At 69.2% G+C, this 26,487-nt stretch carries 24 protein-coding genes and 1 pseudogene; 10 read left to right on the forward strand and 15 right to left on the reverse strand.

Annotated elements, in window-relative coordinates:
* Nucleotides 1-50: 50 nt before the first annotated feature.
* Both rpmA and rplU read right to left on the reverse strand, forming a co-directional pair.
* On the reverse strand, nt 51-308 hold the full coding sequence (rpmA, locus tag ACPYN5_RS13595; RefSeq protein ID WP_091498118.1) for a 50S ribosomal protein L27: 258 nt from the start codon (nt 306-308) through the stop codon (nt 51-53).
* Between the two features lie 17 nt (nt 309-325).
* Nucleotides 326-634 (reverse strand): 50S ribosomal protein L21, encoded by a 309-nt coding sequence (rplU, locus tag ACPYN5_RS13600; RefSeq protein ID WP_178014546.1) that lies wholly within the window; start codon nt 632-634, stop codon nt 326-328.
* A 232-nt stretch (nt 635-866) separates the two neighbouring features.
* On the opposite strand from rplU, the gene ACPYN5_RS13605 reads away from it, so the two are divergent.
* On the forward strand, nt 867-1,139 hold the full coding sequence (locus ACPYN5_RS13605; RefSeq protein ID WP_424449524.1) for a DUF4031 domain-containing protein: 273 nt from the start codon (nt 867-869) through the stop codon (nt 1,137-1,139).
* 38 nt (nt 1,140-1,177) lie between these two features.
* Here ACPYN5_RS13605 and ACPYN5_RS13610 read toward each other — a convergent pair whose 3' ends face one another.
* The gene (locus ACPYN5_RS13610; RefSeq protein ID WP_424449525.1) at nt 1,178-3,574 is read right to left on the reverse strand and encodes an Rne/Rng family ribonuclease; all 2,397 of its coding nucleotides are present in this window, start codon (nt 3,572-3,574) and stop codon (nt 1,178-1,180) included.
* 278 nt (nt 3,575-3,852) lie between these two features.
* Here ACPYN5_RS13610 and ACPYN5_RS13615 point away from each other — a divergent pair, with 278 nt between their 5' ends.
* Nucleotides 3,853-4,452: a vitamin K epoxide reductase family protein gene (locus ACPYN5_RS13615; RefSeq protein ID WP_424449526.1), complete on the forward strand. Its 600-nt coding sequence runs from the start codon at nt 3,853-3,855 to the stop codon at nt 4,450-4,452.
* A 63-nt stretch (nt 4,453-4,515) separates the two neighbouring features.
* On the opposite strand, the gene ndk is transcribed toward ACPYN5_RS13615, so the two are convergent.
* Genes ndk through ileS form a run of 4 tightly spaced genes read right to left on the reverse strand, consistent with a single transcriptional unit; the run spans nt 4,516 to nt 10,070 of the window.
* A complete protein-coding gene (gene ndk, locus ACPYN5_RS13620) occupies nt 4,516-4,932 on the reverse strand; it encodes a nucleoside-diphosphate kinase (protein WP_424449527.1) in 417 nt (138 codons plus the stop codon).
* Nucleotide 4,933: 1 nt separating this feature from the next.
* A complete protein-coding gene (locus ACPYN5_RS13625) occupies nt 4,934-5,335 on the reverse strand; it encodes a DUF4233 domain-containing protein (RefSeq protein WP_424449528.1) in 402 nt (133 codons plus the stop codon).
* On the reverse strand, nt 5,323-6,675 hold the full coding sequence (locus ACPYN5_RS13630) for a bifunctional folylpolyglutamate synthase/dihydrofolate synthase (protein ID WP_424449529.1): 1,353 nt from the start codon (nt 6,673-6,675) through the stop codon (nt 5,323-5,325). The genes ACPYN5_RS13625 and ACPYN5_RS13630 overlap by 13 nt, the downstream gene beginning before the upstream one ends.
* Nucleotides 6,672-10,070 carry an isoleucine--tRNA ligase gene (gene ileS, locus ACPYN5_RS13635; protein ID WP_424449530.1) on the reverse strand — a complete coding sequence of 1,133 codons (3,399 nt, stop codon included), beginning with the start codon at nt 10,068-10,070 and terminating at the stop codon, nt 6,672-6,674. The genes ACPYN5_RS13630 and ileS overlap by 4 nt, the downstream gene beginning before the upstream one ends.
* Nucleotides 10,071-10,282: 212 nt before the next feature.
* On the opposite strand from ileS, the gene ACPYN5_RS13640 reads away from it, so the two are divergent.
* Nucleotides 10,283-10,963 carry a hypothetical protein gene (locus ACPYN5_RS13640; protein ID WP_424449531.1) on the forward strand — a complete coding sequence of 227 codons (681 nt, stop codon included), beginning with the start codon at nt 10,283-10,285 and terminating at the stop codon, nt 10,961-10,963.
* Complete coding sequence (locus ACPYN5_RS13645) at nt 10,960-11,466, forward strand: GNAT family N-acetyltransferase (RefSeq protein ID WP_424449532.1); 507 nt, start codon at nt 10,960-10,962, stop codon at nt 11,464-11,466. The genes ACPYN5_RS13640 and ACPYN5_RS13645 overlap by 4 nt, the downstream gene beginning before the upstream one ends.
* Before the next feature lie 7 nt (nt 11,467-11,473).
* On the opposite strand, the gene ACPYN5_RS13650 is transcribed toward ACPYN5_RS13645, so the two are convergent.
* The gene (locus ACPYN5_RS13650) at nt 11,474-11,890 is read right to left on the reverse strand and encodes an OsmC family protein (RefSeq protein ID WP_424449533.1); all 417 of its coding nucleotides are present in this window, start codon (nt 11,888-11,890) and stop codon (nt 11,474-11,476) included.
* A gap of 44 nt (nt 11,891-11,934) precedes the next feature.
* On the opposite strand from ACPYN5_RS13650, the gene ACPYN5_RS13655 reads away from it, so the two are divergent.
* From ACPYN5_RS13655 to ACPYN5_RS13675, 5 genes are all read left to right on the forward strand, one after another.
* Nucleotides 11,935-12,696 (forward strand): methionine ABC transporter ATP-binding protein, encoded by a 762-nt coding sequence (locus tag ACPYN5_RS13655; RefSeq protein ID WP_424449534.1) that lies wholly within the window; start codon nt 11,935-11,937, stop codon nt 12,694-12,696.
* Nucleotides 12,693-13,364, forward strand: a complete 672-nt coding sequence (locus ACPYN5_RS13660; protein ID WP_424449535.1) for a methionine ABC transporter permease — start codon at nt 12,693-12,695, stop codon at nt 13,362-13,364. The genes ACPYN5_RS13655 and ACPYN5_RS13660 overlap by 4 nt, the downstream gene beginning before the upstream one ends.
* A 33-nt stretch (nt 13,365-13,397) precedes the next feature.
* Nucleotides 13,398-14,234 (forward strand): MetQ/NlpA family ABC transporter substrate-binding protein, encoded by an 837-nt coding sequence (locus ACPYN5_RS13665; protein ID WP_424449536.1) that lies wholly within the window; start codon nt 13,398-13,400, stop codon nt 14,232-14,234.
* A 123-nt stretch (nt 14,235-14,357) separates the two neighbouring features.
* Nucleotides 14,358-16,937 (forward strand): valine--tRNA ligase, encoded by a 2,580-nt coding sequence (gene valS, locus ACPYN5_RS13670; protein ID WP_424449537.1) that lies wholly within the window; start codon nt 14,358-14,360, stop codon nt 16,935-16,937.
* Between the two features lies 1 nt (nt 16,938).
* On the forward strand, nt 16,939-17,172 hold the full coding sequence (locus ACPYN5_RS13675; protein ID WP_424449538.1) for a hypothetical protein: 234 nt from the start codon (nt 16,939-16,941) through the stop codon (nt 17,170-17,172).
* Between the two features lie 19 nt (nt 17,173-17,191).
* Here the strand turns inward: ACPYN5_RS13675 and ACPYN5_RS13680 are convergent, their stop codons facing one another.
* Nucleotides 17,192-18,505, reverse strand: a complete 1,314-nt coding sequence (locus tag ACPYN5_RS13680; protein ID WP_424449539.1) for an MFS transporter — start codon at nt 18,503-18,505, stop codon at nt 17,192-17,194.
* The gene (locus ACPYN5_RS13685; RefSeq protein WP_424449540.1) at nt 18,502-19,131 is read right to left on the reverse strand and encodes a helix-turn-helix domain-containing protein; all 630 of its coding nucleotides are present in this window, start codon (nt 19,129-19,131) and stop codon (nt 18,502-18,504) included. Before ACPYN5_RS13685 ends, ACPYN5_RS13680 begins: the two co-directional genes overlap by 4 nt.
* Nucleotides 19,132-19,199: 68 nt before the next feature.
* On the opposite strand from ACPYN5_RS13685, the pseudogene ACPYN5_RS13690 reads away from it, so the two are divergent.
* Nucleotides 19,200-21,244 (forward strand): annotated as a pseudogene (locus ACPYN5_RS13690) (M3 family metallopeptidase).
* Nucleotides 21,245-21,253: 9 nt separating this feature from the next.
* Here ACPYN5_RS13690 and ACPYN5_RS13695 read toward each other — a convergent pair.
* From ACPYN5_RS13695 to tig, 5 genes are all read right to left on the reverse strand, one after another.
* Nucleotides 21,254-21,856, reverse strand: coding sequence for a dihydrofolate reductase family protein (locus ACPYN5_RS13695; RefSeq protein WP_424449541.1), 603 nt, complete (start codon nt 21,854-21,856; stop codon nt 21,254-21,256).
* 75 nt (nt 21,857-21,931) lie between these two features.
* On the reverse strand, nt 21,932-23,200 hold the full coding sequence (gene clpX, locus ACPYN5_RS13700) for an ATP-dependent Clp protease ATP-binding subunit ClpX (RefSeq protein ID WP_424449542.1): 1,269 nt from the start codon (nt 23,198-23,200) through the stop codon (nt 21,932-21,934).
* A gap of 170 nt (nt 23,201-23,370) precedes the next feature.
* Entirely contained in the window at nt 23,371-24,036 is a 666-nt protein-coding gene (locus ACPYN5_RS13705) for an ATP-dependent Clp protease proteolytic subunit (RefSeq protein ID WP_210004530.1), read from the reverse strand.
* Between the two features lie 23 nt (nt 24,037-24,059).
* Complete coding sequence (locus tag ACPYN5_RS13710) at nt 24,060-24,644, reverse strand: ATP-dependent Clp protease proteolytic subunit (RefSeq protein WP_424449543.1); 585 nt, start codon at nt 24,642-24,644, stop codon at nt 24,060-24,062.
* A 191-nt stretch (nt 24,645-24,835) separates the two neighbouring features.
* Nucleotides 24,836-26,428: a trigger factor gene (tig, locus tag ACPYN5_RS13715; RefSeq protein WP_424449544.1), complete on the reverse strand. Its 1,593-nt coding sequence runs from the start codon at nt 26,426-26,428 to the stop codon at nt 24,836-24,838.
* Nucleotides 26,429-26,487 lie beyond the last annotated feature (59 nt).

Raw genomic sequence — 26,487 nt, forward strand, 5'->3', positions numbered from 1 at the left:
CGAGGGGCGAGCCGAAGCCCGCCCCTCGCCGTGAAGTGGTCTGGTCCGAATTACTCGGCGGCCGCCACGATGTTGACGACCTTGCGGCCACCCTTCTTGCCGAACTCGACGGCGCCTGCCGCGAGAGCGAAGAGGGTGTCGTCGCCGCCACGGCCGACGTTGGCGCCGGGGTGGAAGTGCGTGCCGCGCTGACGGACGAGGATCTCGCCGGCGTTGACGGCCTGGCCGCCGAAGCGCTTCACGCCGAGGCGCTGTGCGTTGGAGTCACGACCGTTACGGGTGGAGCTTGCGCCCTTTTTGTGTGCCATCTCTGCGTCTCCCTGGCTTACTTGATGCCGGTGATCTTGACGCGCGTGAGGTCCTGACGGTGGCCCTGGCGCTTCTTGTAGCCGGTCTTGTTCTTGAACTTCTGGATCACGATCTTCGGGCCGCGCTCCTCGCCGAGAACCTCGGCGGTGACCGTGACCTTCGCGAGCTTGTCAGCGTCGGTGGTCACGGCGTCGCCGTCGACGAGGAGAACAGCGGGAAGCTCGAGCTTGTCGCCGATCCGAGCCGCCTGACGATCGAGGACGACGATCGTGCCGACCTCGACCTTCTCCTGACGGCCGCCGGCGCGCACAACTGCGTAAACCACTTCACACCTGTTTCTTCTGTGGAGCGCACGGCTCCGATTGTCTTTGCGAGACTGGAAAGTCTTGGTGCGCGTGCCCCAGATGATCCTGAGGCTGAGCCGCAATCGTGACGGGACGTCGACGGACTCGCTGCACCAAGGGTCCACTTTACCGGATGCTTCGTGATCCGGCAAAAGGACGGCCGGGTGTGTCGCGGTCGGGTCCACGCCGGCATCCGGTTCGTAGGATCAGAGCATGGCGATCCTGATCGACGATCCGCGCTGGCCCGCGCACGGCCGGCTGTGGTCGCACCTGGTCAGCGACTCCGACCTCGACGAGCTGCACGCCTTCGCCCGGCGGCATGACCTGCCGCCGCGGGCCTTCGACCTCGACCACTACGACGTACCGGACTCGGCGTTCGAGCGCCTCGTCGCCGGGGGCGCGGAGCACGTCTCGGGTCACGAGCTCGTGCGTCGCCTCATCGCCTCCGGATTGCGCGTCACCGCGCGCGAACGCCGCGGGATCTGAAGCGATCCCGCGGCGTTCGCGGACAGCGGGTCGGCTGCTCAGTCGTCGGAGGCCGGTGCAGCCGAGACCGGGGTGCCGCTCAGCGCCGCCGTCGTCACGCGACGTCGGCCGCGTCCCTGCCCAGGAGCCTTGGGCTCGGGAAGGGCATTGAGGACGGAGTCGAGGAGCAGGTCCTTCTCGGTGCGCGGCGCCTTCGACTCGGCCTTCTTGCGGCGCGGCTTCTTGGGACGCTCAGCGGGCGCCGGCTCGGCCTCGACGGGCGCCGCGATGATCTCGGCATCCTCCTCCGCGGCCGTCGCCTGGATGGTCGATGCTGCGATCTGCGCCAGAGCCGACTTCGCACCCTCGGTGATCACGTGGGTGCCGCCGTTCGCGGGTGCGGGCGGGGTATTGCCGCCGCTGCGTCCGCCGCGACGGGCCGACCCGTTGCCGCCCGTGCCGTTGCCGTTCTGAGCGGTCGCGCCGCGGTGCTTGACCACCGGGTCGTGGTGCACGATCACGCCGCGGCCGGCGCACACGTCGCACGCCTCGCTGAAGGTCTCGAGCAGACCGAGCCCCAGCTTCTTGCGCGTCATCTGGACGAGGCCGAGCGAGGTGACCTCGGCGACCTGGTGCTTCGTGCGGTCACGACTCAGGCACTCGATCAGGCGGCGCAGCACGAGGTCGCGGTTGGACTCGAGCACCATGTCGATGAAGTCCACGACGATGATGCCGCCAATGTCGCGCAGACGCAGCTGCCGGACGATCTCCTCAGCCGCCTCGAGGTTGTTCTTCGTGACGGTCTCTTCGAGGTTGCCGCCCGACCCGACGAACTTGCCGGTGTTGACGTCGACGACGGTCATGGCCTCGGTGCGGTCGATGACCAACGAGCCGCCCGAGGGGAGCCACACCTTGCGGTCGAGGGCCTTCTCGATCTGCTCCGTCACGCGGAACGCGTCGAAGGGATCCTGTTCGTCCTCGTACTTCTCGACGCGTTCCAGGAGGTCGGGAGCGACGCCCGTGAGGTACGACGTGATGGTCGAGTGCGCCTCTTCGCCCTGGATGAGCATGCGCGAGAAGTCCTCGTTGAACACGTCGCGAACGATCTTCACCAGCAGATCGGGCTCGGAGTGCAGCAGCGCGGGCGCCTGGATCTTCTCCAGCTGCGCGCTGATGTGCTCCCACTGCGACGTGAGGCGCTGCACATCGCGCGTCAGCTGATCCTCGGTCGCGCCCTCCGCGGCGGTGCGGACGATGACGCCCGACGACTCCGGGAGCACCTCCTTGAGGATGCGCTTGAGGCGCGCCCGCTCGGTGTCGGGCAGCTTGCGGGAGATGCCGTTCATCGCGCCACCGGGCACGTACACGAGGTACCGGCCGGGCAGCGAGATCTGGCTCGTCAGACGGGCGCCCTTGTGGCCGACCGGGTCCTTCGTGACCTGCACCAGGACGCGGTCGCCCGACTTCAGAGCCAGTTCGATGCGACGCGGCTGGTTGCCCGTCTCGACGGCATCCCAGTCGACCTCGCCGGAGTAGAGCACGGCGTTGCGTCCGCGACCGATGTCGACGAAGGCCGCCTCCATGCTCGGGAGGACGTTCTGCACGCGCCCGAGGTAGACGTTGCCGATGAGCGACGCGTCCTGGTTCCGGGCGACGTAGTGCTCGACGAGCACATTGTCCTCGAGGACGGCGATCTGGATGCGCCCGCTCTTCGAGCGCACGATCATGACCCGGTCGACCGCCTCACGGCGAGCGAGGAACTCGGCCTCCGTCACGACGGTGCGTCGGCGCCCGGCTTCGCGTCCGTCGCGGCGGCGCTGCTTCTTCGCCTCGAGGCGGGTCGAGCCCTTGATGCGCTGCGGCTCGGTGATCAGCTCGACGGCGCGCTGACGCGGAGCCGGCTGCTCGGGTGCGTCCTCGCCGGACGCAACCCCGCGGCGACGGCCGCGGCGACGCGAGTTGCTCGACGCGGCGGACGAACCGGCATCGTCGTCCTCCCCGTCCTCCGCGGGGGCGGGCAGCGCCGAGATCTCGGGGGCGTAGAAGTGCAGCGCCGTGGATACCGCCGAGACGAAGTCGGCGGGAAGCAGTCCGAGCGACACGGCCGTCACCGGTCCGGTCTCCTCCGCCGGAGCGGGCTCGTCCGCCGGAGCGGGCTCCTCCACGGGGGCGGGCTCGTCGGCGGAGGTCTGCTCGGGCTGCTCATCGGGCTGCTCGGTCACCGGAGCGTCCTGGACCGCCCCACCCTCAGAAGGAAGCGCGAGCTCGGACGCTTCCGACTCGGCAGGCTCCTCGCCGGCGTCGGGCGCCGCATCGTTCTCGGCGGCGCGACCGCTGTCGATGTGCTCCTCGGTGGCATCGATCGACGCCACCGCGTCGGCCAACTCGGCTGCTGCCGGGTCTACCTCGCTCGCGGATGCATCGGGGGTCGGATTGTCGTTGCGATCATCGGCCATCACTGGCGTACTCCTCTTCGGGCGGCACCGCGCGCCACCCGGCACATCTCTGGCGGCGTCGCTCCCGGAAGGACGAGCCGCGAACTCACTCGGTGTGCAGCCGGCTCTCGGCGCGGCCTGCGTGGGCAGCCATTGCCCGAAGTCTCTCGTGATGCCCTGTCGCAGCGCGGCTGCTGACGTGCATCGACGACCATTATCGCACTACCGGCGTCGGGATGTGGGACGCGGGGTCCGACGCTCACGGCAGGACCATCGACGGCGATGCGATAATCGCCGTCATGCCCGCTCCCCGCAGCCACGCTCGTCCCGTCGCCCTGGCCGTCTGGCTGATGATCGCGGGAGTCATCGGGTGGGTGGCGGCGTTCGCCCTGACGACCGAGCGGTTGCACCTGCTCGAAGACGCGACGGCCACGCCATCCTGCGATTTCAACCTCGTCGTGCAGTGCGGCGCGAACCTGACCTCGGCGCAGGGCTCGGTGTTCGGGTTCCCGAATCCCCTGCTCGGGCTCGCCGGCTGGGTGGCCCCGATCGTGGTGGGCGCGGCCGTCCTCGCCGGTGCCCGCTTCGCTCGCTGGTTCTGGCTGCTGTTCTGGGCCGGCATGGCATTCGCGTTCGGATTCATCGTCTGGCTGATCTCGCAGAGCATCTTCGTGCTCGGAACGCTGTGCCCCTGGTGCATGGTGACGTGGTTCGTGACGATCCCGAGCTTCTACGCCGTCACCCTCCATGTGATGCGTTCGGGGGTCGTGCCGCTCCCCCGGCGTGCGCGGGACGCCGCCGGCTCCCTGGCGGGCTGGGTGCCGCTTCTCGCCGTCCTCAGCTATGTCGCGATCGCGGTCATCGCCCAGATCCGTCTGGACTGGATCGGCTTCCTCTGAGACGACGAAGCCCGCGCACCGACGGCGTGACGTCGGTGCGCGGGCTCGATGTCGCGGGATCGGTCAGCCGAACCAGATCTCGAGCTCGCGCGACGCGGACTCGGGGCTGTCGGAGCCGTGGACGAGGTTCTGCTGAACCGCGAGTCCCCAGTCGCGACCGAAGTCGCCTCGGATGGTGCCGGGAGCAGCGGAGGTCGGGTCGGTGGTGCCGGCGAGCGAGCGGAAGCCCTCGATGACGCGGTTTCCCGCGAGGCGGATCGCGACGGACGGCCCGCTCTGCATGAACTCGAGCAGCGGCTCGTAGAACGGCTTGCCGGCGTGCTCCTCGTAGTGCTTCTCGAGGCGCTCACGGTCCGGCTCGACGAGACGGATGTCGACGAGCGCGTATCCCTTGGCCTCGATGCGGGCGAGGATGGCGCCGGTGAGGCCGCGGGCCACGCCGTCGGGCTTGACGAGGACGAGTGTCTCTTCGGTGGGCATGTCAGTCTCCGTTTCGTTCGTCGGCTGCCAGGGCGGCGTTGCGCCGGTCGAGGGCAGCCCCCTTGATGGTCGCATACGCGTACATGCCGCCGAAAACGAGGGCGACGATTCCGAGCGCCGGTACGAGGAACACTCCCAGCGCGAGGATCAGCTGCAGCGCCCAGCCGAGTGCGATCCCCCAGCGGTGCCGGAGCAGTCCTGCGGTGACGATCATGACGACGGCGAGCAGCGACCCGGCCACCACGCCCCACCAGTCGGCGATGCCCGCGGGTAGGACGTCGAGCCCGTAGACGGTGAGCCCGCCGAGGAAGACGACGATCGACTCGAACCCGAGCACGACCGACCCGAGGGACTCCGCAGCGCCTCGGCGGCGGCGTTCCCGCGTCCGGCTCACGCCTGCCATCCCGACTTCCAGTCCTCAGCGGCAGCCAGAGCGATGGCCTCGCCCGCGAGAACGACGGACCCGGCGATGACGACCGCGCGCCGCTCCCCGGAGGCCGCCCATTCGCGCGCGGCCTCCGCCGCCTCGATCAGATCCCGGTGCTCTGTGACGGCGAGTCCCCGCTCCTCGGCGAGATCGGCGACGACGGTCGGCTCGGACGCGCGTTCGGAGTCAGGGGCGGTCGCGAAGACGTGCGCGGCGACCGGCGCGAGGGCCTCGACGATCCCCGCCGTGTCCTTGTCTCCCAGAACGCCCAGGACGACGCCCCACTCGTCGAAGTCGAACGACTCGCGGAGAGCCGCGGCCAGGGCGGTGGCCCCGTGGGGGTTGTGCGCGCTGTCGACCAGTACCGTCGGTGCGACGCCGAGCAGCTGGAGACGACCCGGCGAGGTGACGGCGCCCAGCCCATCGGCGACCACCTCGGCGTGCAGGGCGTGGTCCTCGGCTCCGATGAGCGCCTCGACCGCGGCGACCGCGAGGGCCGCATTCTCGGCCTGGTGCGAGCCGTACAGCGGGAGGTAGAGCTCGGGGTACTCCCCCGCCCGGCCACGGACGCTGATCTGCTGCCCGCCCACCGCGAGGCTGTGCCCGGTCAGGCCGAAGTCCTCGCCGGCGAACCCGACGGTCGCTGCGACCTCCGCCGCGCGGGCGCGGATCTGCGCCGCGGCTTCGGCCGTCTGCACCGCCGAGACGACCGCCGCGCCCGGCTTGATGATGCCGGCCTTGACGGCGGCGATCTCGGCCACGGTGTCACCCAGGCGGTCGGCATGGTCGAGGGCGACGGGGCCGATGACCGCGACGTCGCCGTCGGCGGTGTTGGTCGAATCCCACGACCCGCCCATGCCGACCTCGATCACCGCGACGTCCACCGGGGCGTCGGCGAAGGCGACGAACGCGAGAACGGTCAGCAGTTCGAAGAAGGTCAGCGGCGCATCCCCGGAGGCCTCCAGCTCGGCGTCGACGAGATCGACGAAGGGCGAGATCTCCTCCCACGCCTCGGCGACGGCGGCATCCGCGATCGGCTCGCCGTCGATGAGCATCCGCTCGGTGAAGCGCTCGAGGTGCGGGCTCGTGAAGAGGCCGGTCCGCAAGCCGTGCGCACGCACGAGGCTCTCGATCATGCGACTGGTCGACGTCTTGCCGTTCGTGCCCGTGACGTGCACGACGCGATAGGTCCGCTGCGGGTCGTCGAGGAGCTCGAGCACGCGGCGCGTGCGCTCGACACGCGGCTGCACCCACTGCTCGCCCTGGCGCTGCAGCAGCGCGGCGTAGACGGCGTCGGCCCGGGCTTGATCGGTCATGCGCTCTCTCCTGTCAGACGGGTGACGCTCACCGTGAGATCGCCCCGGTTCGCGTAGGTCTTCGCCGCGACGACCGCTTCGTAGGCGGCCTCACCGCCGGCGGAGAACGGTGCCGGTGAGGACGCGGGAGTCGCGGATGTCGCGAGGCTGTCGGTGCGAGAGCGCACGACCCATTCGCGGGCGAGGGTCTCGCCGGCGACATCCGCGGCATCGAATGCCGACGCGACCGCCGCGGCATCCTCGTCCGAGTCGAAGGTGAGCGACAGTCGGATGCGGTCGCTGACCTCGAAGCCCGCGGCCTTACGCGTGTCCTGGACGGCGCGGATGACGTCGCGGGCGAGGCCCTCGGCCTCGAGCTCCGGTGTGGTGGTCGTGTCGAGCAGAACGAAGCCGCCACCCGAGAGCAGGGCGATCGCGGTTCCGTCCGCGACACCCCCCGCCTCGAGGGTGAGCTCGTACTCCCCGGGCTCCAGGGCGACGCCGTCGACCGTCACGACGCCGTCCTGTTCGCTCCACAGACCCGCGCGGGCGCCGGCGATGACGTGCTGCACCTGCTTGCCCAGACGCGGACCCGCGGCGCGCGCGTTCACCGAGAGACGCTGGCTGATGCCGTACGAGGCCGCGAGGTCGTCGGAGAGCTCGGCGACGGCGACGTCCTTGACGTTGAGCTCCTCGCGGAGGATGTCGGCGAACTGTTCGAGCGCCGCCGCGTCGCTGATGGCGACCGTGAGCTGCGGGAGCGGCAACCGCACGCGCTTGCCCTCCTTCTTGCGCAGCGCATTGGCCACCGACGAGACCTCCCGGACCGCATCCATTGCGGCGCGGATGTCGGCGGCGGGCGCGAACTCGTCTGCGTCGGGCCAGTCCTCGAGGTGCACGCTGCGACCGCCGGTCAGACCCTGCCATACGCGCTCGCTCACGAGCGGGAGGAGGGGCGCTGCGACGCGCGTGAGCGTCTCGAGCACGGTGTACAGCGTGTCGAAGGCCTCGGTGCTCGACTCGTCTCCCGGCACGACTCCGACCCAGAACCGTTCGCGGGAGCGCCGGATGTACCAGTTCGTGAGCGCCTCGGCGAAGTCGCGCAGCTTCGCAGCCGCCATCGTGGAGTCGAGGGCCTCGAGATCGGCTGCGACGTCGCGCACGAGGTCACCGGTCAGCGCGAGGATGTAGCGGTCGAGCACGTTCGTCGAGTCGGTGCGCCGCCGCGCCTCGTACCCCGCACCGCCTTCGCCGCCGGCAGCGTTGGCGTAGGTCGCGAAGAAGTACCACGTGTTCCACAGCGGCAGCAGGAACTCGCGCACCCCGGCGCGGATTCCCTCCTCGGTCACGACGAGGTTGCCACCGCGCAGCACCGACGAGCCCATGAGGAACCAGCGCATCGCGTCGGATCCGTCGCGGTCGAACACCTCGGAGACGTCGGGGTAGTTCCGCAACGACTTCGACATCTTCTGCCCGTCGCTGCCGAGCACGATGCCGTGGCAGGCGACACCCGAGAAGGCGGGACGATCGAACAGGGCGCCCGAGAGCACGTGCATGACGTAGAACCAGCCGCGCGTCTGCCCGATGTACTCGACGATGAAGTCGGCCGGGGCGTGCTCGTCGAACCACTCGCGGTTCTCGAACGGGTAGTGCACCTGCGCGTACGGCATCGATCCGGAGTCGAACCACACATCGAAGACGTCCTCGATGCGCCGCATGGTCGAGCGGCCGGTCGGATCGTCGGGGTTCGGACGCGTGAGGTCGTCGATGAACGGCCGGTGGAGATCGACCTCGCCCGCCTCGTTGCGCGGCAGACGCCCGAAGTCGCGCTCGATGTCGGCCAACGAGCCGTAGACGTCGGTGCGCGGGTACTCGGGGTCGTCGCTCTTCCAGACCGGGATCGGCGAGCCCCAGAAGCGGTTGCGGCTGATCGACCAGTCGCGCGCGCCCTCGAGCCACTTGCCGAACTGGCCGTGCTTGACGTTCTCCGGCGCCCACGTGATCTGCTCGTTCAGCTCGAGCAGGCGGTCCTTGATCGCGGTGACCCGCACGAACCAGCTCGAGACGGCCTTGTAGATCAGGGGGTTGCGGCAGCGCCAGCAGTGCGGATACGAGTGCTCGTAGCTGGCTTCGCGGAGCAGGCGGCCCTCGGTCTTGAGCAGCCGGATGAGCGGACGGTTGGCGTCCATCCAGAGCTCGCCGGCGACGTCCTTGACCTGCGGGAGGAAGCGTCCGCCGTCGTCGAGGCTCATGATGAGCGGGATGCCGGCGGCGCCGGTCACGCGCTGGTCGTCCTCGCCGTACGCGGGAGCCTGATGGACGATGCCCGTGCCGTCGGTGGTCGTGACGTAATCGTCGACGAGCACGCGCCACGCAGACCCGGTGCCCCACGTCTCGGCATCCGCGTAGTAGTCGAAGAGCCGGTCGTACTGCACATCGGCGAGGTCGGCGCCGACGACCGTGCGCTCGACGGCCTCACGGGCCGCCTCGGCGCTGTCGTACCCGAGGTCCTTCGCATAGCCGGCGAGCAGGTCCGCGGCGAGCAGGTAGCGGTGCGCGTCGGCCTCGGCCCGGTCTTCGTGCACATCGGCGGCTCCCGCGGGACCCCCGGGCACGACGACGTAGCGGATGCCGGGACCGACCGCGAGCGCGAGGTTCGTCGGCAGCGTCCAGGGAGTGGTCGTCCAGGCGAGCGCCCGCACGCCGGTGAGTCCGAGCGATTCCGCCTTCGCACCGACGAACGGGAACGTGACGGTGACGGACGGGTCCTGCCGCATCTTGTAGACGTCGTCGTCCATGCGGAGCTCGTGGTTCGACAACGGCGTCTCGTCGCGCCAGCAGTAGGGCAGCACGCGGTGTCCCTCGTAGGCGAGATCCTTATCCCACAGCTCCTTGAACGCCCACAGCACGGACTCCATGAACCCCGTGTCGAGGGTCTTGTAGCCGCGCTCGAAGTCGACCCACCGCGCCTGACGCGTGACGTAGTCCTCCCACTCGCGCGTGTACTCGAGCACCGACGAGCGCGCCTTGTCGTTGAAGGCGGCGATGCCCATCGACTCGATCTCGCTCTTCTCGGTGATGCCGAGCTGCTTCATCGCTTCGAGCTCTGCGGGCAGCCCGTGCGTGTCCCATCCGAAGACCCGGTCGACCTTCTTCCCTCGCATCGTCTGGAAGCGGGGGAAGACGTCCTTGGCGTAGCCGGTCAGGAGGTGCCCGTAGTGCGGCAGGCCGTTGGCGAAGGGAGGTCCGTCGTAGAACACCCATTCGGGGGCGCCGTCACGCTGCTCGATCGACGCACGGAAGGTGTCGTCGCGGTCCCAGAACGCGAGCACGTCGCGTTCGACGTCGGGAAAACGGGGGCTCGGCACGACGCTGTCGGCGGCGGGGCCGAAAGCAGAGGACTTCGGATAGGTCATGGCTTCTCTCGCAGGGTCGGACATCCTGCGAGGACGATCGTGCGACCGCGGTACCACCCCGCTTGCCCCGGAGGGCCACTCTCCCAGCGGCTGTGACGGGCCTGCCCCGCTCGGTTCTACTGAGCGGGTGACCGCTGTTCTTCCGAGAGCTCCCCGGTGATGGCCGGATCGTTGCTGATGACCTCATCATACCGTCGGCATACGCTGAACGCATGGCCCGCCCGCGTACTCGCCCCGCACCCCCTCGCGTGAGCGAGCCCGAAGCACCCCGTCATCTCGAGCCCGGCAGGCTGTCGCGCCACGTCGAGCTCATCGAGTCGTCGATCACGATCGAGGGCGGCCCGGCCGACGGTGCCCACGCCCGCCTGAGCGAATCGGTGATCGGGGCCGGGACGGCAGACCGGCTCGACCTCAGCGGCGCCATCCTCGCCGACGTGCTCGTGAGCGACTTCGCGACGCCCGAGCTCGATGCGGGCGACGGCAACTGGCGGACCGTCACCGTGTCCGGCGGACGCATCGGCACTCTCGACGCGAAACGCGCGCGGTGGGACGGCGTCATCCTCCGCGGCATCCGCATCCAGTACCTGTCGGTCCCCGCAGCCACTCTGCGTGACGTCGAGATCGTGGACTGCCGGATCGGCACGCTCGACGCCCCCGGTGCCGTGTTCGAGCGCGTCCGCTTCGCAGGAACGACGGTCGACGAGTTCGACACGCGAGGTCTGAGCGGCTCCGACCTCGACCTCCGCGGTCTCGAGGCACTCGCGTTCACCGACGTCCGCGCCCTGTCCGGTGCGACGGCGTCCCGGCGTCAGGTCGAGGCGCACGCCACCGCGTTCGCCGCAGCGCTCGGGTGGGACGTCCGCGACGAGGATGCCGGGGAGCGCGTCCCGTGATCGCCCGCACCGAGCGTCTCGTCCTCCGCACCATGACGGAGGACGACCTCGGCCCGCTGCGCGAGATCCTCACCGATCCGATTGCGATGGCCGCCTACGAGGGCGCGTTCGATGACGAGGAGAGCGCCCGGTGGCTGGCGCGGAATCTCCGCCGCTACGACGAGGACGGCTTCGGCCTCTGGGCGGTCGATCTGCCCGGCGCCGGCATGATCGGGCAGTGCGGCATCACCCGTCAGTTCGTGGGCGACGAGCAGGTGCTCGAGGTCGGCTATCTCTTCCAGCGGAGGCACTGGCACCGGGGCTACGCGACGGAGGCCGCGACCGCTGCCCGGGACTGGGGATTCCGGGAGCTGGGTGCCCCGGCCATCTGGGCGAAGGTTCGCGACACGAACATCGCGTCGATGAATGTCGCGATCAGGCTCGGGATGACGGTCCGACGTCGCTTCATCGTGCACTACCGAGGCGTCGACATGCCCCACCTGGGCTTCGCGATCGAGCGCTGACGGCGCTTCAGGCCGCCGACCAGGTCTCGCCCCGCACCTCGGCGAGAGGCGATGCCTGGAGCAGCCGCGAGATCGGGCAGCGGTCGTGTGCCGCGGCGGCGAGTCCCGATGCCTGCTCCTCGTCGAGCCCCTCGCCCGAGACGAACGCCGTGACCACGAACTCGTACCCCGCGCGCCCTTCGGCGTCGCGAAGAGTGACTTCGGCGCGCACCCTGGTCTGCCGCTCACCGGCCACGATCGCCTGCGCGGTGGCGTTCAGGCAGGTGGCCCAGGCGAGCGCGAGCAGTTGCTCGGGGTTGCTCGCCGTCGCATCGTGACCGGGCTGGAGCGGGTTCGACACGGCCACCTCGAGGCCCCCGGGAACGCGGCTGACCCGCGTGCCGCCGTCGTCGTTCGATGCAGAGGTGCGATACCGGGTGGCCATGCCTCGACTATAGTTGAACGTCGTCCAACTAATGGAGTAACCCCGTGTCACCATCAGACGCCCCGATCGCCCTGAGCGGCGTCGGCGTCACGTATCCGGGCGGCGCCCGGGCGCTCGTCGATGTGAGCCTCGCCGTCGCTCCGGGCGAGATCTTCGGCGTCATCGGCGAGAGCGGCGCGGGCAAGAGCACGCTGCTCTCGCTCCTGACCGGCGAGATCACCGCGGACGAGGGCGCTGTCGTGGTGATGGGGCACGACCCGACGGCGCTCGACGGCGCCGCGCTGCGCGCTCTCCGCCGGCGGATCGGCGTCGTGTTCCAGGGCGTTCATCTGCTGGCCAACCGCACGGTCCGCCAGAACGTCGCGCTGTCCCTCGAGTTGCGTCGCCGCGGTCGCCGCTCCCGTGACGGCGAGCAGTCGGCGCTGGTCGACGACATCCTCCGGTTCGTCGGTCTCGAGGGCCGCGAGGACGCCTATCCGGCACAGCTCAGCGGCGGTCAGCGCCAACGCGTGGGCATCGCTCGCGCGCTCGTGTCGCGCCCCGACGTTCTGCTGTGCGACGAGCCGACGTCGTCGCTCGACGCCACGACGACCGATGGCGTGCTGGCCCTCCTCCGCGAGGCGCGCGACCGGTTCGGCACGACGGTGGTCGTCGTCACGCACGACCTGGCCGTCGTGCGGCGGGTCTGCGACCGGGTCGCGCTGTTCGACGACGGCAGGTTGCGAGACATCCTCACGGTGCGACCCGACCCCGGCGACCGTCACGAGAGCTACCTCGAGCGCGCGCGGCGGGAGCTCGGTTCGTGAGCGGCCTGGCGGATTCGCTCGAGCGCCGCGGCGCCGATCTGCTCGAAGCGCTCGGCGAGACCGGATACATGCTCCTGGTGTCGCTCGCCGCGGCCGTCGTTCTCGGACTCCCGCTCGGGATGCTCGTCTACCTGACCGGCCGCAGCGGCGTGGCACCGAACCGCGCGGTCTGGTGGATCGGGAATCTCTTCATCAACGTGGTGCGATCCTTCCCCTTCCTCCTTCTCGTGGTCTTCCTCGTGCCGGTGACGCGACTGGTGTACGGCACGACCTTCGGCACCCCCGCCGCGACGTTCTCGCTCTGCTTCGTCGCCGTCGCCATCTATGCGCGCCTCGTCGAGCAGATCCTCCGCGAGATCAGCCCGGGCATCCCCCGCGTCGCGCGCACGATGGGAGCCACGCTGCCGCAGACGGTCACGCGCTTCCTCCTGCCCGAGGCGTTCCCCGGTCTCGTGTACGCCCTGACGTCGGCCACGATCAGCCTGCTGTCGTACTCGACCGTCCTCGGGGTCGTCGGCGGGGGCGGCATCGGCGACTTCGCTCTCCGGTACGGCTACCAGGAGTACGACTACCCGCTGATGTACTTCACGATCGCCGTCATCCTCGTCGTCGTCCTCGCCATCCAGTCGATCGGACACCGCGTGTCGATTCGGCTCGACCACCGCTGAACCCCAGCCATCGCCCTCTCACAAGGAGACTCCATGCCCATCCGTACCGCCCGCTCCCGCTTCGCCGCAGCTGCAATCGCTGCCCTGACGACCGCCACGCTCCTCACCGGATGCGCGAGCGCGGCAGACGGCGCCAGCTCCGGCAACTCCGACTCCGGCACCATCACCCTCCGCGTCGGGGCGGTGACCTCGCCTGCCACCGACATCGTGGAGGCGGCGGGCGCCGCGATCGCGGACGGGTACGAGATCGAGCTCGTTCCCGTGTCGGACTACGTCACGATCAACAACATGCTCGCCGCCGGTGACATCGAGGCGAACTTCTCGCAGCACCAGCCCTACATGGAGGAGTTCAACGCGAAGAACGACGCGTCGCTCGAGGCCGTGCAGCCCATCTACAACTTCGTCATCGCGTTCTACTCCAAGAGCCTGACCGACATCGACCAGCTGCCCGACGGCGCGACCGTGGCCATCCCCAACGACTCCTCGAACACCGCCCGCGCGTTGAAGCTCCTCGACGACGCCGACGTGATCGCGCTCGCCGACGGGATCGACCCCTACGCGGCCACCCTCGACGACGTCGCCGAGAACCCGAAGAACCTGCAGTTCCTCTCGCTCGAGATCAATCAGCTCAACACCGCGTACGACGAGGCCGACCTCGTCTTCCAGTGGCCCTCGCACATCGCGGCCCTCGGCCTCACCCCGCAGGACGACGGCATCCTCACCGAACTCGACGACCGCTTCGCGCTGCAGCTGGTCGTGCCCTCGTCGGAGGCCGACTCGCCCGCGACGCAGGCTCTGATCGACGCGTTCACGAGCGACGGCGTGCGCGAGGTCATCGAGGGCAACAAGACCATCGAAGCCGCCTTCTGAGCTTCCGGGGGTGGGATGCGGAACCGCGTCCCACCCCTGATCCGCGTCGCGCGCCGGGTAGAATCGGACGACCCACACTCAGGCACGCTCACACAGTGCCGCACATATCGCCGAGGAGCTCCCATGACCGCGCACATTCCTGACAAGCCCGCTCTGGAAGGCCTCGAGCAGAAGTGGGACGCCGCCTGGGCCGAGCAGGGCACCTACCTGTTCGATCGTGCACGTGCCGCTCGGACGGGGCGCGCGGGCGTCTTCTCCGTCGACACTCCTCCGCCGACCGCCTCGGGCTCGCTGCACATCGGTCACGTCTTCTCGTTCACCCACACCGACCTGAAGGTCCGGTTCGAGCGGATGCGCGGCAAGAGCGTGTTCTACCCGATGGGCTGGGACGACAACGGCCTGCCCACCGAGCGGCGGGTGCAGAACTACTACGGCGTCCGCTGCGATCCGACACTCCCCTACGTCGAGGACTTCGTCCCGCCGTTCGAAGGCGGTGACAACAAGTCGAGCCGTGCCGCCGACCAGGTGCCGATCAGCCGTCGGAACTTCATCGAGCTCTGCGAGAAGCTCACCATCGAGGACGAGAAGCAGTTCGAGTCGCTCTTCCGCCAGCTCGGGCTGTCGGTCGATTGGACCCAGACGTACCGCACCATCTCCGACGACACGATCCGCACCAGCCAGCTCGCGTTCCTGCGCAATCTCGAGCGCGGCGAGGCGTACCAGGCGCTCGCACCCACCCTGTGGGACATCGACTTCCGCTCCGCGATCGCCCAGGCCGAGCTCGAGGACCGCGAGCAGCAGGCGTCGTATCACCGCATCGCCTTCCACAAGACCGACGGCACCGGCGACATCCACATCGAGACCACCCGCCCCGAGCTGCTGCCGGCGTGCGTCGCCCTCGTCGCGAACCCCGATGACGAGCGGTACAAGCCCTACTTCGGTAAGACCGTGCGCACGCCGCTCTTCGACGTCGAGGTCCCCGTGCTCGCGCACCACCTGGCCCAGCCCGACAAGGGCTCGGGCATCGCGATGATCTGCACGTTCGGCGACGTCACCGACATCATCTGGTGGCGCGAGCTCGACCTTCCCAACCGCACGATCCTCGGCCATGACGGGCGGATCCTCGCCGAGGCGCCCGAGGCCATCGCCACCGACGCCGCTCGCGACGCCTACGCCGAGCTCGCCGGCAAGACGGTCTTCAGCGCGAAGAAGCGCATCGTCGAGCTGCTTCAGGAATCGGGCGAGCTGCTGGAGGTGTCGAAGCCGTTCAGCCACCCCGTGAAGTTCTTCGAGAAGGGCGACCGTCCGCTCGAGATCGTCTCCACGCGTCAGTGGTACCTCCGCAACGGCGCACGCGACGAGGAGCTGCGCGCACGCCTCATCTCGCTCGGCCAGGAGATGTCGTGGCATCCCGATTTCATGCGGGTGCGCTACGAGAACTGGACCAGCGGCCTCACCGGCGACTGGCTCGTCTCGCGGCAGCGCTTCTTCGGCGTGCCGATTCCCCTCTGGTACGGCCTCGACGAGAACGGTGAGCGCGATTACGCGCGCGTCATCACCCCGGATGCGGCGCAGCTGCCGATCGACCCGACGACCGATGTCCCCGCGGGCTACACGCCGGACCAGCGCGGCGTTCCGGGTGGTTTCGACGCCGAGCGCGATATCTTCGACACCTGGGCGACCTCGTCGCTGACCCCGCAGCTGGCCGGCGGATGGCAGCGCGACGAGGAACTGTGGGACCTCGTGGCGCCGTTCGACCTGCGACCGCAGGGGCAGGACATCATCCGCACGTGGCTGTTCTCGACGATGCTCCGCAGCGCTCTCGAGGACGGTCGTGCGCCGTGGTCCGACGCCGCGATCTCCGGCTTCATCGTCGACCCCGACCGCAAGAAGATGTCGAAGTCGAAGGGCAACGTCGTCACGCCCGCCGACATCCTCGCTCAGCACGGCACGGACGCCGTCCGCTACTGGGCGGCTTCGAGCCGGCTCGGCTCCGATGCCGCGTTCGATCCGCAGAACCCCACGCAGGTGAAGATCGGACGCCGGCTCGCCATCAAGGTCCTCAACGCCGCGAAGTTCGTGCTGTCCTTCCCCGTCCCCGAGGGAGCCGAGGTCACGCACGATCTCGACGCGGCGATGCTGGCGACCCTCGACCGCGTGATCGTCGACGCGACCCGGGCGTTCGAGGCCTACGACCACGCTCGGGCGCTGGAGATCACCGAGGCGTTCTTCTGGACGTTCTGCGACGACTACCTCGAGCTCGTCAAGGAGCGCGCCTACGACCGGGGCGACGCCGGCCAGGCATCCGCCGCACTGGCGCTCCGCCTCGCGCTGTCGTCTCTGCTGCGCCTGCTGGCCCCCGTCCTCTCGTTCGCGGCGGAAGAGGCGTGGTCGTGGTTCGAGGACGGTTCCGTGCACACGGCATCCTGGCCCGAGGCGAGCGGCATCGCGGGCGACCCCGCCGTGCTGACCGCAGCGAGTGCCGCGCTCATCGGCATCCGCCGAGCCAAGACCGAGGCCAAGGCATCGCAGAAGACCCCGGTGGCCGTCCTCGCCCTGCGCGCGGACGCCGCGACCATCGATCGTCTGCGCCGCGCCGAGGGCGACCTGAAGGCCGTCGGACGCATCGACGAGCTCCAGCTGCTCGACGGCGACGGAGACCTCGTCGTCGAGCGGGTCGAGCTGGCACCCCAGGAGGCGTGACATGCGTTTGGGAACGCGGTGGAGCAGCGGCGACGAACCGCCCGCATCCCTCCCCGAGGCCTTCCGTGAGCAGGTGCGCGCGGTGGATCGGGTCCTCGACGTCGACCCCCGACCGAAGTGGACGCTGACCTGGCTCGAAGGACGCCCGGTCGCCGAGCTCGAGAACGGCGTGGTCGTCTCGCTCGACGCGGATGGGGCCGCCGTCGTCGGTCAGATCGACGACGACACGTTCTGACGTACGGCGCGCCTGCCCCTCAGTCCCGGGGAGCAGGCGCGCTGTAAGTCGAGGCGGCTCGGATCAGGCGCGTGCTCGCCGCAGTCGCGACGACGCACACGACCCCGGCCACCAGGAACGGGAGACGCAGGTCTATCGCGGCGACGAGACCCCCGAGCACTGTGGCTACGGGGAACAGTCCCCAGGTGAACGTCCGGATGATGCCGAGCGTGCGGCCGAACAGGGCGGGCGGGATGATCTGCTGGCGCAGCGCACCCCAGGGAACGTTCCAGAGCGACACCGCGAACGCCATCCCGGCGTAGGCGATCACGGCGATCACCACGTGCGGTGCGAGGCCGACGGCCACCATGCAGACCGCGGCAGCGAGGTTGGCGACCCACATCACGTTGCCTCGCCCCCAGCGGCCGACGAGCCGGGCAGCCACGATCGAACCCGTCAGCGCCCCGACGCCGACGCCCGCGGTGACGAATCCGATCGCGATCTCGCTCACGCCGTGCACGTCGAGGAAGTAGAGCAGGGTCGGCGCCTGGGCGAAGGCGAACGCGCATCCGACGACGGAGGTGAACAGCACGAGCCTGCGGAGGAAGCGGTGCCGCCACAGGTAGCGCACCGCCTCGCCGGCCGGCACGATCGGTGACGGCGGAGCGGGAAGCGGCTCGGGCATCGGCCCGGGGACGACATCGCCGTCGGCGGGCGCGGCCGCGGCCGGGTTGCGGGCCCGCGCTGCCGCGAGCGGCAGCATCAGCGCCAATGCGATGGGCACGAGGTACCCGGTGGCGCCCAGCCACAGCGGGAGCGCGAGAGACGCTGCGAACAGCACGCCGGCGACAGGTTGCGCGACGAAGCTGTCGATCGTGACCTGAGCAGCCTGGATGCGGCCGTTCGCCCGATCGAGCTGGCCGCGGGCGACGACGCCCGGTATGACGGCGTTCGTGGCGTTGTCGAACAGCGTCTCGCCGAACCCGAAGACGAGGGTGCCGACGAGGAGCCATCCGATGTCGAGGCTTCCCGAGACCGTCAGCAGGGCCAGCCCGATTGCGGCAGCAGCCCGGACGGTGTTCGCCAGTGCCATGACGCGGCGCCGGTCGAATCGGTCGACGATGACGCCGGCGGGGACGCCGAAGACCAGCCAGGGCACGAACGCGGCCGCTCCCAGCAGAGAGATCAGAACGGGGTCGCGCGTCAGGGTCGTCGCGATGAGGGGGACCGCGGTGCGGCCCAGGCCGTCGGCCAGATTGCTGAATGCCGCGGCAGTCCACAGCCGGGAGAAGTCCCGCCCGAGGCGGCTCGATGCCCGGACCGCGGAGGGTGCGGGAGCGCTGTCCGGGCTCATGGCCGATCGCTCTCCGTCACGAGCGGAAAGGCGTCGGCGCGAAGCGAGACGACGCGCCGGTCGCCGGCCGGGGACGATTCGTCACCGCTGGGAAGGCGGTACTCGTCGACGATGTCGTCGATGACGCGCTGGATGCGGGCGTTGACCTCGCCCAGTTGCTCCACCGTCAGCGTGACGGTGGCCGAGGTGATCAGCGCGCTCTGCGCCCACGGGTCGAGCTCGTCGCGGAGCGTGGTGTCGACGAAGCGCATGAGCTGGTCGTGGCGACGGTCGAGGAACTCGCTCATCACCACCTGGGTGGCTGCACGGCCGGCCGGGGTGCGCAGCGAGTCGGGACCCGGGAACGAGATCCCACCCGACGGGCGCTCCCACCAGCGCTCGCGGGCGGTGCCCCGGTCGGGCAGTTCGCGGATGAGGTCGTGCTTGGCGAGAGCGCGCAGGTGGTAGCTGGTCGAGCCCGACGACTCCCCCGTCATCGCCGCCAGGGAGCTCGCCGTCTGCGGACCCTGCTGACTCAGGATGTCGTACAGCCGCACCCTCACGGGGTGGGCCAGGGCGCGCAGGGCTCCCGCGTCCAGAGCCCGGACGTCTCGCCGCGGTCGCATTCGGTCGTCGTCGCCTGTCATGTTGCAAACCTAACTTTGCAACATGTTCTTTGCAACTGAGTCTTTGCACCGGGGCGCAGGGTGGGGACATGCCGGAATCCGCGAACCCGCTCCTGACCGCATCCGCCCTCCCGTGGGGCCTTCCCGACTACCGCGAGATCGCCGTCGATCACTACCTCCCCGCCTTCCGTGAGGCGTTCGATCAGCAGCTCGCCGAGATCGAGCGCATCGTCGAGAGCGCCGAGCCACCGACGTTCGAGAACACGCTGCGCGCGTGGGAGGAGAGCGGACGACTGCTCGGCGACGTCGCTCGCACGTTCTACTCCGTCAGCTCAGCGGATGCGACACCCGCCATCCAGGCAGTCGACGAGCAGCTCGCGCCGCTCATGTCTGCGCACTCCGACGCGATCCTGCTCAACCCGCGTCTCTACGAGCGCGTCGGGCGGCTTCACGCGATGCGCGACACGCTCGGGCTGACGGCGGAGCAGCGCTACCTCGTCGAACGACGCTTCGTGCAGATGACGCACGCCGGAGCCGGTCTCGATCCGGCATCCACATCGCGGCTCACGGAGATCAACAGCAGGCTCTCCGTCCTCACGACGGCGTTCGAGAAGAACCTGCTCGCCGACACCAACGACCTCGCGGTCGTCTTCGATTCGCGGGACGAGCTCGACGGGTTGAGCGACGGCGAGCTCTCCGCCGCAGCTCGCGCCGCGGATGAGCGAGGCTTGCCCGGCGCCTACGTCATCACGTTGACGCTGTTCACGGGGCATCCGTTGATGGCCTCGCTCACCGATCCTCGGGCGCGGCAGCGAATTCTCGATGCCTCACGGGCGCGCGGCTCGCGACCGGGGCCGAACGACAACCGCCCCGTGCTGCTCGAGATCGTGCGCCTGCGCGCCGAGCGCGCCGAGCTGCTCGGGTTCGCCTCGCACGCGGCCTACGTGACCTCGGACCAGACTGCGGGTGGCACCGACGCGGTGTCGTCGATGCTCCGACGCCTCGCGGTGCCGGCTGCGCGCAACGCTCAGCGCGAGAAGACGGCGCTGCAGGCTGTCATCGATGGCCGCGAGCTCTCCGCCGCCGACTGGGCGTTCGCGACCGAGCGGGTACGCACAGCCACACTCGACATCGACACGACGGCGCTGCGCCCATGGTTCGACGCCGAGCGCGTCCTGCGCGACGGGGTCTTCTTCGCCGCAACCCGGCTGTACGGCACATCACCTTCACCGAGCGGCCCGATCTGCCGGCCTACACCGAGGGGGCTCGTGTGTTCGAGGTCTCGAACGAGGACGGCTCGCACCTGGGCCTGTTCATCCTCGACCTCTATACGCGCGACACCAAGCGCGGCGGGGCGTGGATGAACTCCATCGCCTCGCAGTCACGACTGCGCGACACGACTCCGATCGTCGTGAACAACCTCAACGTCCCCCAGCCCGCACCCGGGATGCCGACGCTGTTGACGCTCGACGAAGTGACGACGCTCTTCCACGAGTTCGGCCACGCGCTGCACGGCCTGTTCGCCACCGTCACCTACCCGTCGTTCGCCGGCACGAACGTGTTCCGCGACTTCGTGGAGTTCCCCAGCCAGGTGAACGAGATGTGGATTTTCCACCCCGAGGTGCTCGCCCACTACGCGCGCCATGTCGAGACCGGAGAGGCGCTCAGCACCGACGTCGTCGACCGGCTCCGCGCCTCCGGGGCGTTCAATCAAGGGTTCGAGACGAGCGAGTACCTCGCGGCCGCATGGCTCGATCTCGCCTGGCACTCGCTCAGCTCGGAGGAAGCGGCTCAGGTCACGGATGTGGCCCGGTTCGAAGCCGAAGCCCTCGCCGATATCGGGCTCGACGAGCCGGCGGTGCCGCCGCGCTACTCGTCGACGTACTTCGCACACGTGTTCTCGGGTGGCTACAGCGCCGGGTACTACTCGTACATCTGGAGCGAGGTGCTCGATGCCGACACGGTGGAGTGGTTCGACGAGCACGGCGGACTCACGCGGGCGAACGGTGATCGCTTCCGCGAGCGGCTGCTCGGCGTCGGCGGCTCGAAGGACCCGCTCGAGGCCTACCGCGACTTCCGCGGCCGCGACGCGCGCATCGAACCGCTCCTCGAGCGCCGCGGCTTGACCGGGTGACGCGGTCCGTCACGACATCGCCATCGGCAGGAGCTCGCGCGACGCGCCACTCCCGCCGGTCGGCCTGACGTCGTAGACGAGCCGGGCGAACGCACCCACCATCTGCGCCGAGCGCAGTGAGAGTCGGTCGGAGTCGATCCGCCGCGGCAGCAGGGACGCTCCGGCGCCGAGCGTGACCGGTGCCACCGAGACCGAGATCTCATCCAGCGCACCGGAGTCGAAGAACTGGCCCGCAAGGTCGCCCCCGCCCACGACCCAGACGTCGCGGTCGCCGGCGGCGGCTCGGATACGTGGGAGCGCATCGATGACCGGTCCCGACACGAAGGTGATGTCGGCACCGGCCGGGCGAGGCAGCTCCCGCGTCGTGAAAACGAAGGTCGCGCGGTCGCCGTGGAACTCGTACCAGCGCTCGGGATGAGCGAGGATGTCCGACTCCGCGAGCACCCATTCGTAGGTCGTCGACCCCTCCACGAGCACCCCGGCATCGCCGGGGAGGAGGCTCGCGTCGGGTTCCTCACCACCCTCCACCGCGAAGAGCCACGAGAGCGAACCCTCAGCGTCAGCGATGAATCCGTCGAGTGAGGTCGCGGTGTCGTAGATGATGCGTCGCATGCTGCGAACGCTAGACCACTCCCCCGACATCGTCGGCGAGCACGGCTTCGCCGCAGGCGGCAGGAGCCGGAAGGATCAGGCGCTCTTGCGCTTCTGTCGCAGGACCAGGGTCGGCGGCGCGCCGTCATCGACGGCTGCACGCGTCACGATGACCTTGTCGACGTCATCGGCCGACGGGATCTCGAACATGATCGGACCGAGGACGTCCTCGAGGATGGCGCGCAGACCGCGGGCACCCGTCTTCCGCGCGACCGCGAGATCGGCGATCGCGCGAAGAGCATCGTCTTCGAACTCCAGCTCGACGCCGTCGAGCTCGAACATCCGCTGATACTGCTTGACGAACGCGTTCTTCGGACCCGTGAGGATCTCGATGAGGGCCTTCTGGTCGAGCGGCGATACGGAGGTCACCACGGGAAGACGCCCGATGAACTCGGGGATCAGCCCGAACTTGTGCAGGTCTTCGGGCTCGACCTCGCGGAACAGATCGAGCTCTTTGTCCTTCTCCTGCAGGGGCGCTCCGAAACCGACGCCGTGCTTGCCGACGCGCGACGAGATGATCTCTTCGAGGCCAGCGAAGGCGCCGGCGACGATGAACAGCACGTTGGTCGTGTCGATCTGGATGAACTCCTGATGCGGATGCTTGCGTCCGCCCTGCGGCGGAACCGAGGCGACCGTGCCCTCGAGGATCTTGAGAAGCGCCTGCTGCACGCCCTCGCCCGAGACGTCGCGCGTGATGGAGGGGTTCTCCGCCTTGCGCGCGATCTTGTCGACCTCGTCGATGTAGATGATCCCGGTCTCGGCACGCTTGACGTCGAAGTCGGCGGCCTGCAGGAGCTTGAGGAGGATGTTCTCGACGTCTTCACCGACATAGCCGGCCTCGGTCAGCGCGGTCGCGTCGGCGACGGCGAAGGGTACGTTGAGGCGCTTGGCGAGCGTCTGAGCCAGGTAGGTCTTGCCGCATCCGGTCGGTCCGAGGAGCAGGATGTTGCTCTTCGCCAGCTCGACGTCGTCGGCTCGCTGCTCGGCCGGCTGCAGGGTCGAGTGGGCGCGGATGCGCTTGTAGTGGTTGTAGACCGCGACCGACAGGGCACGCTTGGCCGGGTCCTGCCCGACGACGTACTCCTCGAGGAACGAGAAGATCTCGCGGGGCTTGGGGAGGTCGAACTCGGCCACCGACTCGTCGCCGGACTCGGCCATGCGCTCTTCGATGATCTCGTTGCACAGCTCGACGCACTCGTCGCAGATGTAGACGCCGGGTCCTGCGATCAGCTGCTGGACCTGCTTCTGGCTCTTTCCGCAGAACGAGCACTTGAACAGGTCGGCACTCTCACCGATGCGAGCCATGTACCCCTCCTGGATGCCGGAAACCATCGCTCCCCTGAGAACGTGGTGTTCCGAGCCTAACCTCTCCCGCAGACATCCCCGCGGATTTGCGCGGCGTTCGGATGAAGCGCCGTGATGACACGTATGGCCCCGACACGTCGCCGGGGCCATACGCGATGGGCGTGCGCCGCTCAGGCGGTGATCGCCGCGGGCGTCCGCTTCCGCGAGGTCAGCACCTGATCGACGATTCCGTACTCCATCGCCTCGTGCGCCGAGAGGATCTTGTCGCGGTCGATGTCCTTGTTGACCTGCTCCTGCGTGCGGTTGGTGTGCCGCGCCATGGTCTCTTCGAGCCACGTGCGCATCCGGAGGATCTCCGCGGCCTGGATCTCGATGTCGGACGCCTGGCCGTGACCGGCCTCGCCGACCGCCGGCTGGTGGATGAGGATCCGAGCGTTCGGCAGCGCGAGACGCTTGCCCGGCGCGCCGGCGGCCAGCAGCACGGATGCCGCCGATGCCGCCTGTCCGAGCACGACCGTCTGGATCTGCGGCGACACGTACTGCATCGTGTCGTAGATCGCGGTCATCGCGGTGAAGGAGCCACCGGGCGAGTTGATGTACATGATGATGTCGCGGTCGGGGTCCTGGGACTCGAGCACGAGCAGCTGTGCCATGACATCGTCGGCCGACGCGTCGTCGACCTGCACACCGAGGAAGATGACCCGGTCCTCGAAGAGCTTGTTGTACGGGTCCTGGCGCTTGTACCCGTAGGCGGTGCGCTCCTCGAACTGCGGCAGGATGTACCGGCTCGAGGGCATCGCTGCGCCGTGGGGAAGGCCGAAGGCGGGTGTGTTCATCGTTGTCTGTCTCCTTCGGTCGATCAGTTCTCGGTGCCGCCGCCGCCGACGACGTCGGTGGCCGACTCGCGGATGTGGTCGACGAAGCCGTACTCCAGGGCCTCCTGGGCGGTGAACCAGCGGTCGCGGTCGCCGTCCGCGTTGACCTGCTCGACCGACTTCCCGGTCTGAGCGGCGGTGATCTCGGCGAGGCGGCGCTTCATGTCGAGGATGAGCTGCGCCTGCGTCTGGATGTCGCTCGAGGTTCCGCCGAATCCGCCGTGCGGCTGGTGCAGGAGCACCCGCGCGTTGGGCGTGATGTAGCGCTTGCCCTTCGTGCCGGCGGTCAGCAGCAGCTGCCCCATGGAGGCGGCCATGCCGATTCCGACCGTGACGATGTCGTTAGGCACGAACTGCATCGTGTCGTAGATCGCCATGCCGGCCGTGATGGAGCCGCCGGGCGAGTTGATGTAGAGGAAGATGTCCCTGTCGGAGTCCTCTGCGGCGAGCAGGAGGATCTTCGCGCAGATCTCGTTCGCGTTCTCGTCGCGCACCTCCGACCCGAGCCAGATGATGCGGTCCTTGAGCAGTCTGTCGAAGACGCTTGTTGCGATGAGGGGGTCAGCCATGTGTGCTCCTGATCCGAAGTTTCGTGACGTGTCGAATCTACCGACGCGACGGTCGGCCCCCGGCCGTGTTCGCCGTGGGCATAGCCGTGTCGCCGCCCGAGGTCGCCACTCACGCCGTGGAACGACGGAGGGGGCGGATGCCGCAGCATCCACCCCCTCCGCGCGGTCAGGCGACCGCCGGGATCATGCGATCACTCGGCAACGGTCTCCTCGGCGGCCTTCTTCTTGGCCGGAGCCTTCTTCGCCGGCGCCTTCTTGGCCGGAACCTTCTCGGCCGGAGCCTTCTCGTCCGGAGCCTTCTCGTCCTCGGCGCCGGGCGCCTCGTCGGTGGCGGCGGGCGCCTCGTCGGCGGTCTCGGCCTTCTTCTTGGCCGGAGCCTTCTTGGCGGGGGCCTTCTTGGCCGGTGCCTTCGTCTCGGCGGGCGCCTCGTCCGCGGCCGCGGAGTCGGCGGCGTCGCTCTCGGCGGGCTGCTCGGTCTCGTCCGCCGCGTCGGCGGACTCCTCGCCCTCGACGGTGATGAAGCCGGTGAGGTCGACCGACTTGCCGTCGGTGTCGACGACCGTGACCTTCCCGAGGGCGACAGCCAGCGCCTTGTTGCGAGCGACCTCGCCCACCATCACGGGCAGCTGCCCGTTCTGCTGCAGGGTGTTGACGAAGTCCTGCGGGGCCATGCCGTACTGGGCCGAGGCCTGGATCAGGTACTGGGTCAGCTCGTCCTGCGAGACCTGGATCTCGTGCTTCTCGGCGATCTTGTCGAGGACCATCTGGGTGCGGAACTGCTTCTCGCTCGCCTCGGTGACCTCGGCACGGTGGGTGTCGTCCTCGAGACGTCCCTCGCCCTCGAGGTGCGCGTGCACCTCGTCTTCGACGAGACCGGCCGGAACCGGGATCTCGACCTTCTCGAGAAGAGCGTCGACGAGCTTGTCCCGCGCTGCGGCACCCTGCGTGAACAGGCTCTGCTGCGACACGCGCTCCGACAGGCTCTCGCGGAGCTCGGCGATCGTGTCGAACTCGCTCGCCATCTGAGCGAAGTCGTCGTCCGCCTCGGGCAGTTCGCGCTCCTTGACGGCCTTGACCGTCACGGCCACCTCGGCCTCTTCGCCCGCGTGGTCGCCGCCGACCAGCTTCGAGCGGAAGGTCGTGTCCTCGCCGCCGGTGAGCGACTCGATCGCCTCGTCGATGCCCTCGAGCAGTTCGCCCGAGCCGACCTCGTACGACACGCCTTCGGCGCGGTCGATCTCGTTGCCGTCGATCGTCGCGACGAGGTCGAGCTCGACGAAGTCGCCCTTCGTGGCGGGACGGTCGACGGTGACGAGCGTCCCGAAGCGGCCGCGCAGGCGGTCGAGCTCCTCGTCGATGGCGGCGTCGTCGGTGGCGACGGGCTCGACCTCGATCGTGATGTCGTCGTAGGCGGGCAGCTCGAAGTCGGGGCGGACGTCGACCTCGACCTCGACCTTCAGGTCACCCGAGAAGTCCTTGTCGCTGGGCCAGTCGACGACCTCGGCCGACGGGCGACCCAGGACGCGCAGCTCGTTGGCCGTCACGGCCTCGCGGTAGAAGCCGTCAAGGCCCTCGCTGACGGCGTGCTCGATGACCGCGCCGCGGCCGACGCGCTGGTCGATGATCGGGGCGGGCACCTTGCCCTTGCGGAAACCGGGGATCTGCACGTCCTGAGCGATGTGCTCGTACGCGTGGGTGATGCTCGGCTTGAGCTCGTCCGGGCTGACCGTGATGTGGAGCTTCACCCGGGTGGGGCTGAGCGTCTCGACGGTGCTGGTGACCATGCCTGTCGTTCTCCTTTATCCGGCCGCGCACATGCGCGTCCGTTCAGTGGTCTGGGTTC

The sequence above is a fragment of the Microbacterium arborescens genome, assembly GCF_049707515.1.
GTDB lineage: Bacteria > Actinomycetota > Actinomycetes > Actinomycetales > Microbacteriaceae > Microbacterium > Microbacterium arborescens_B.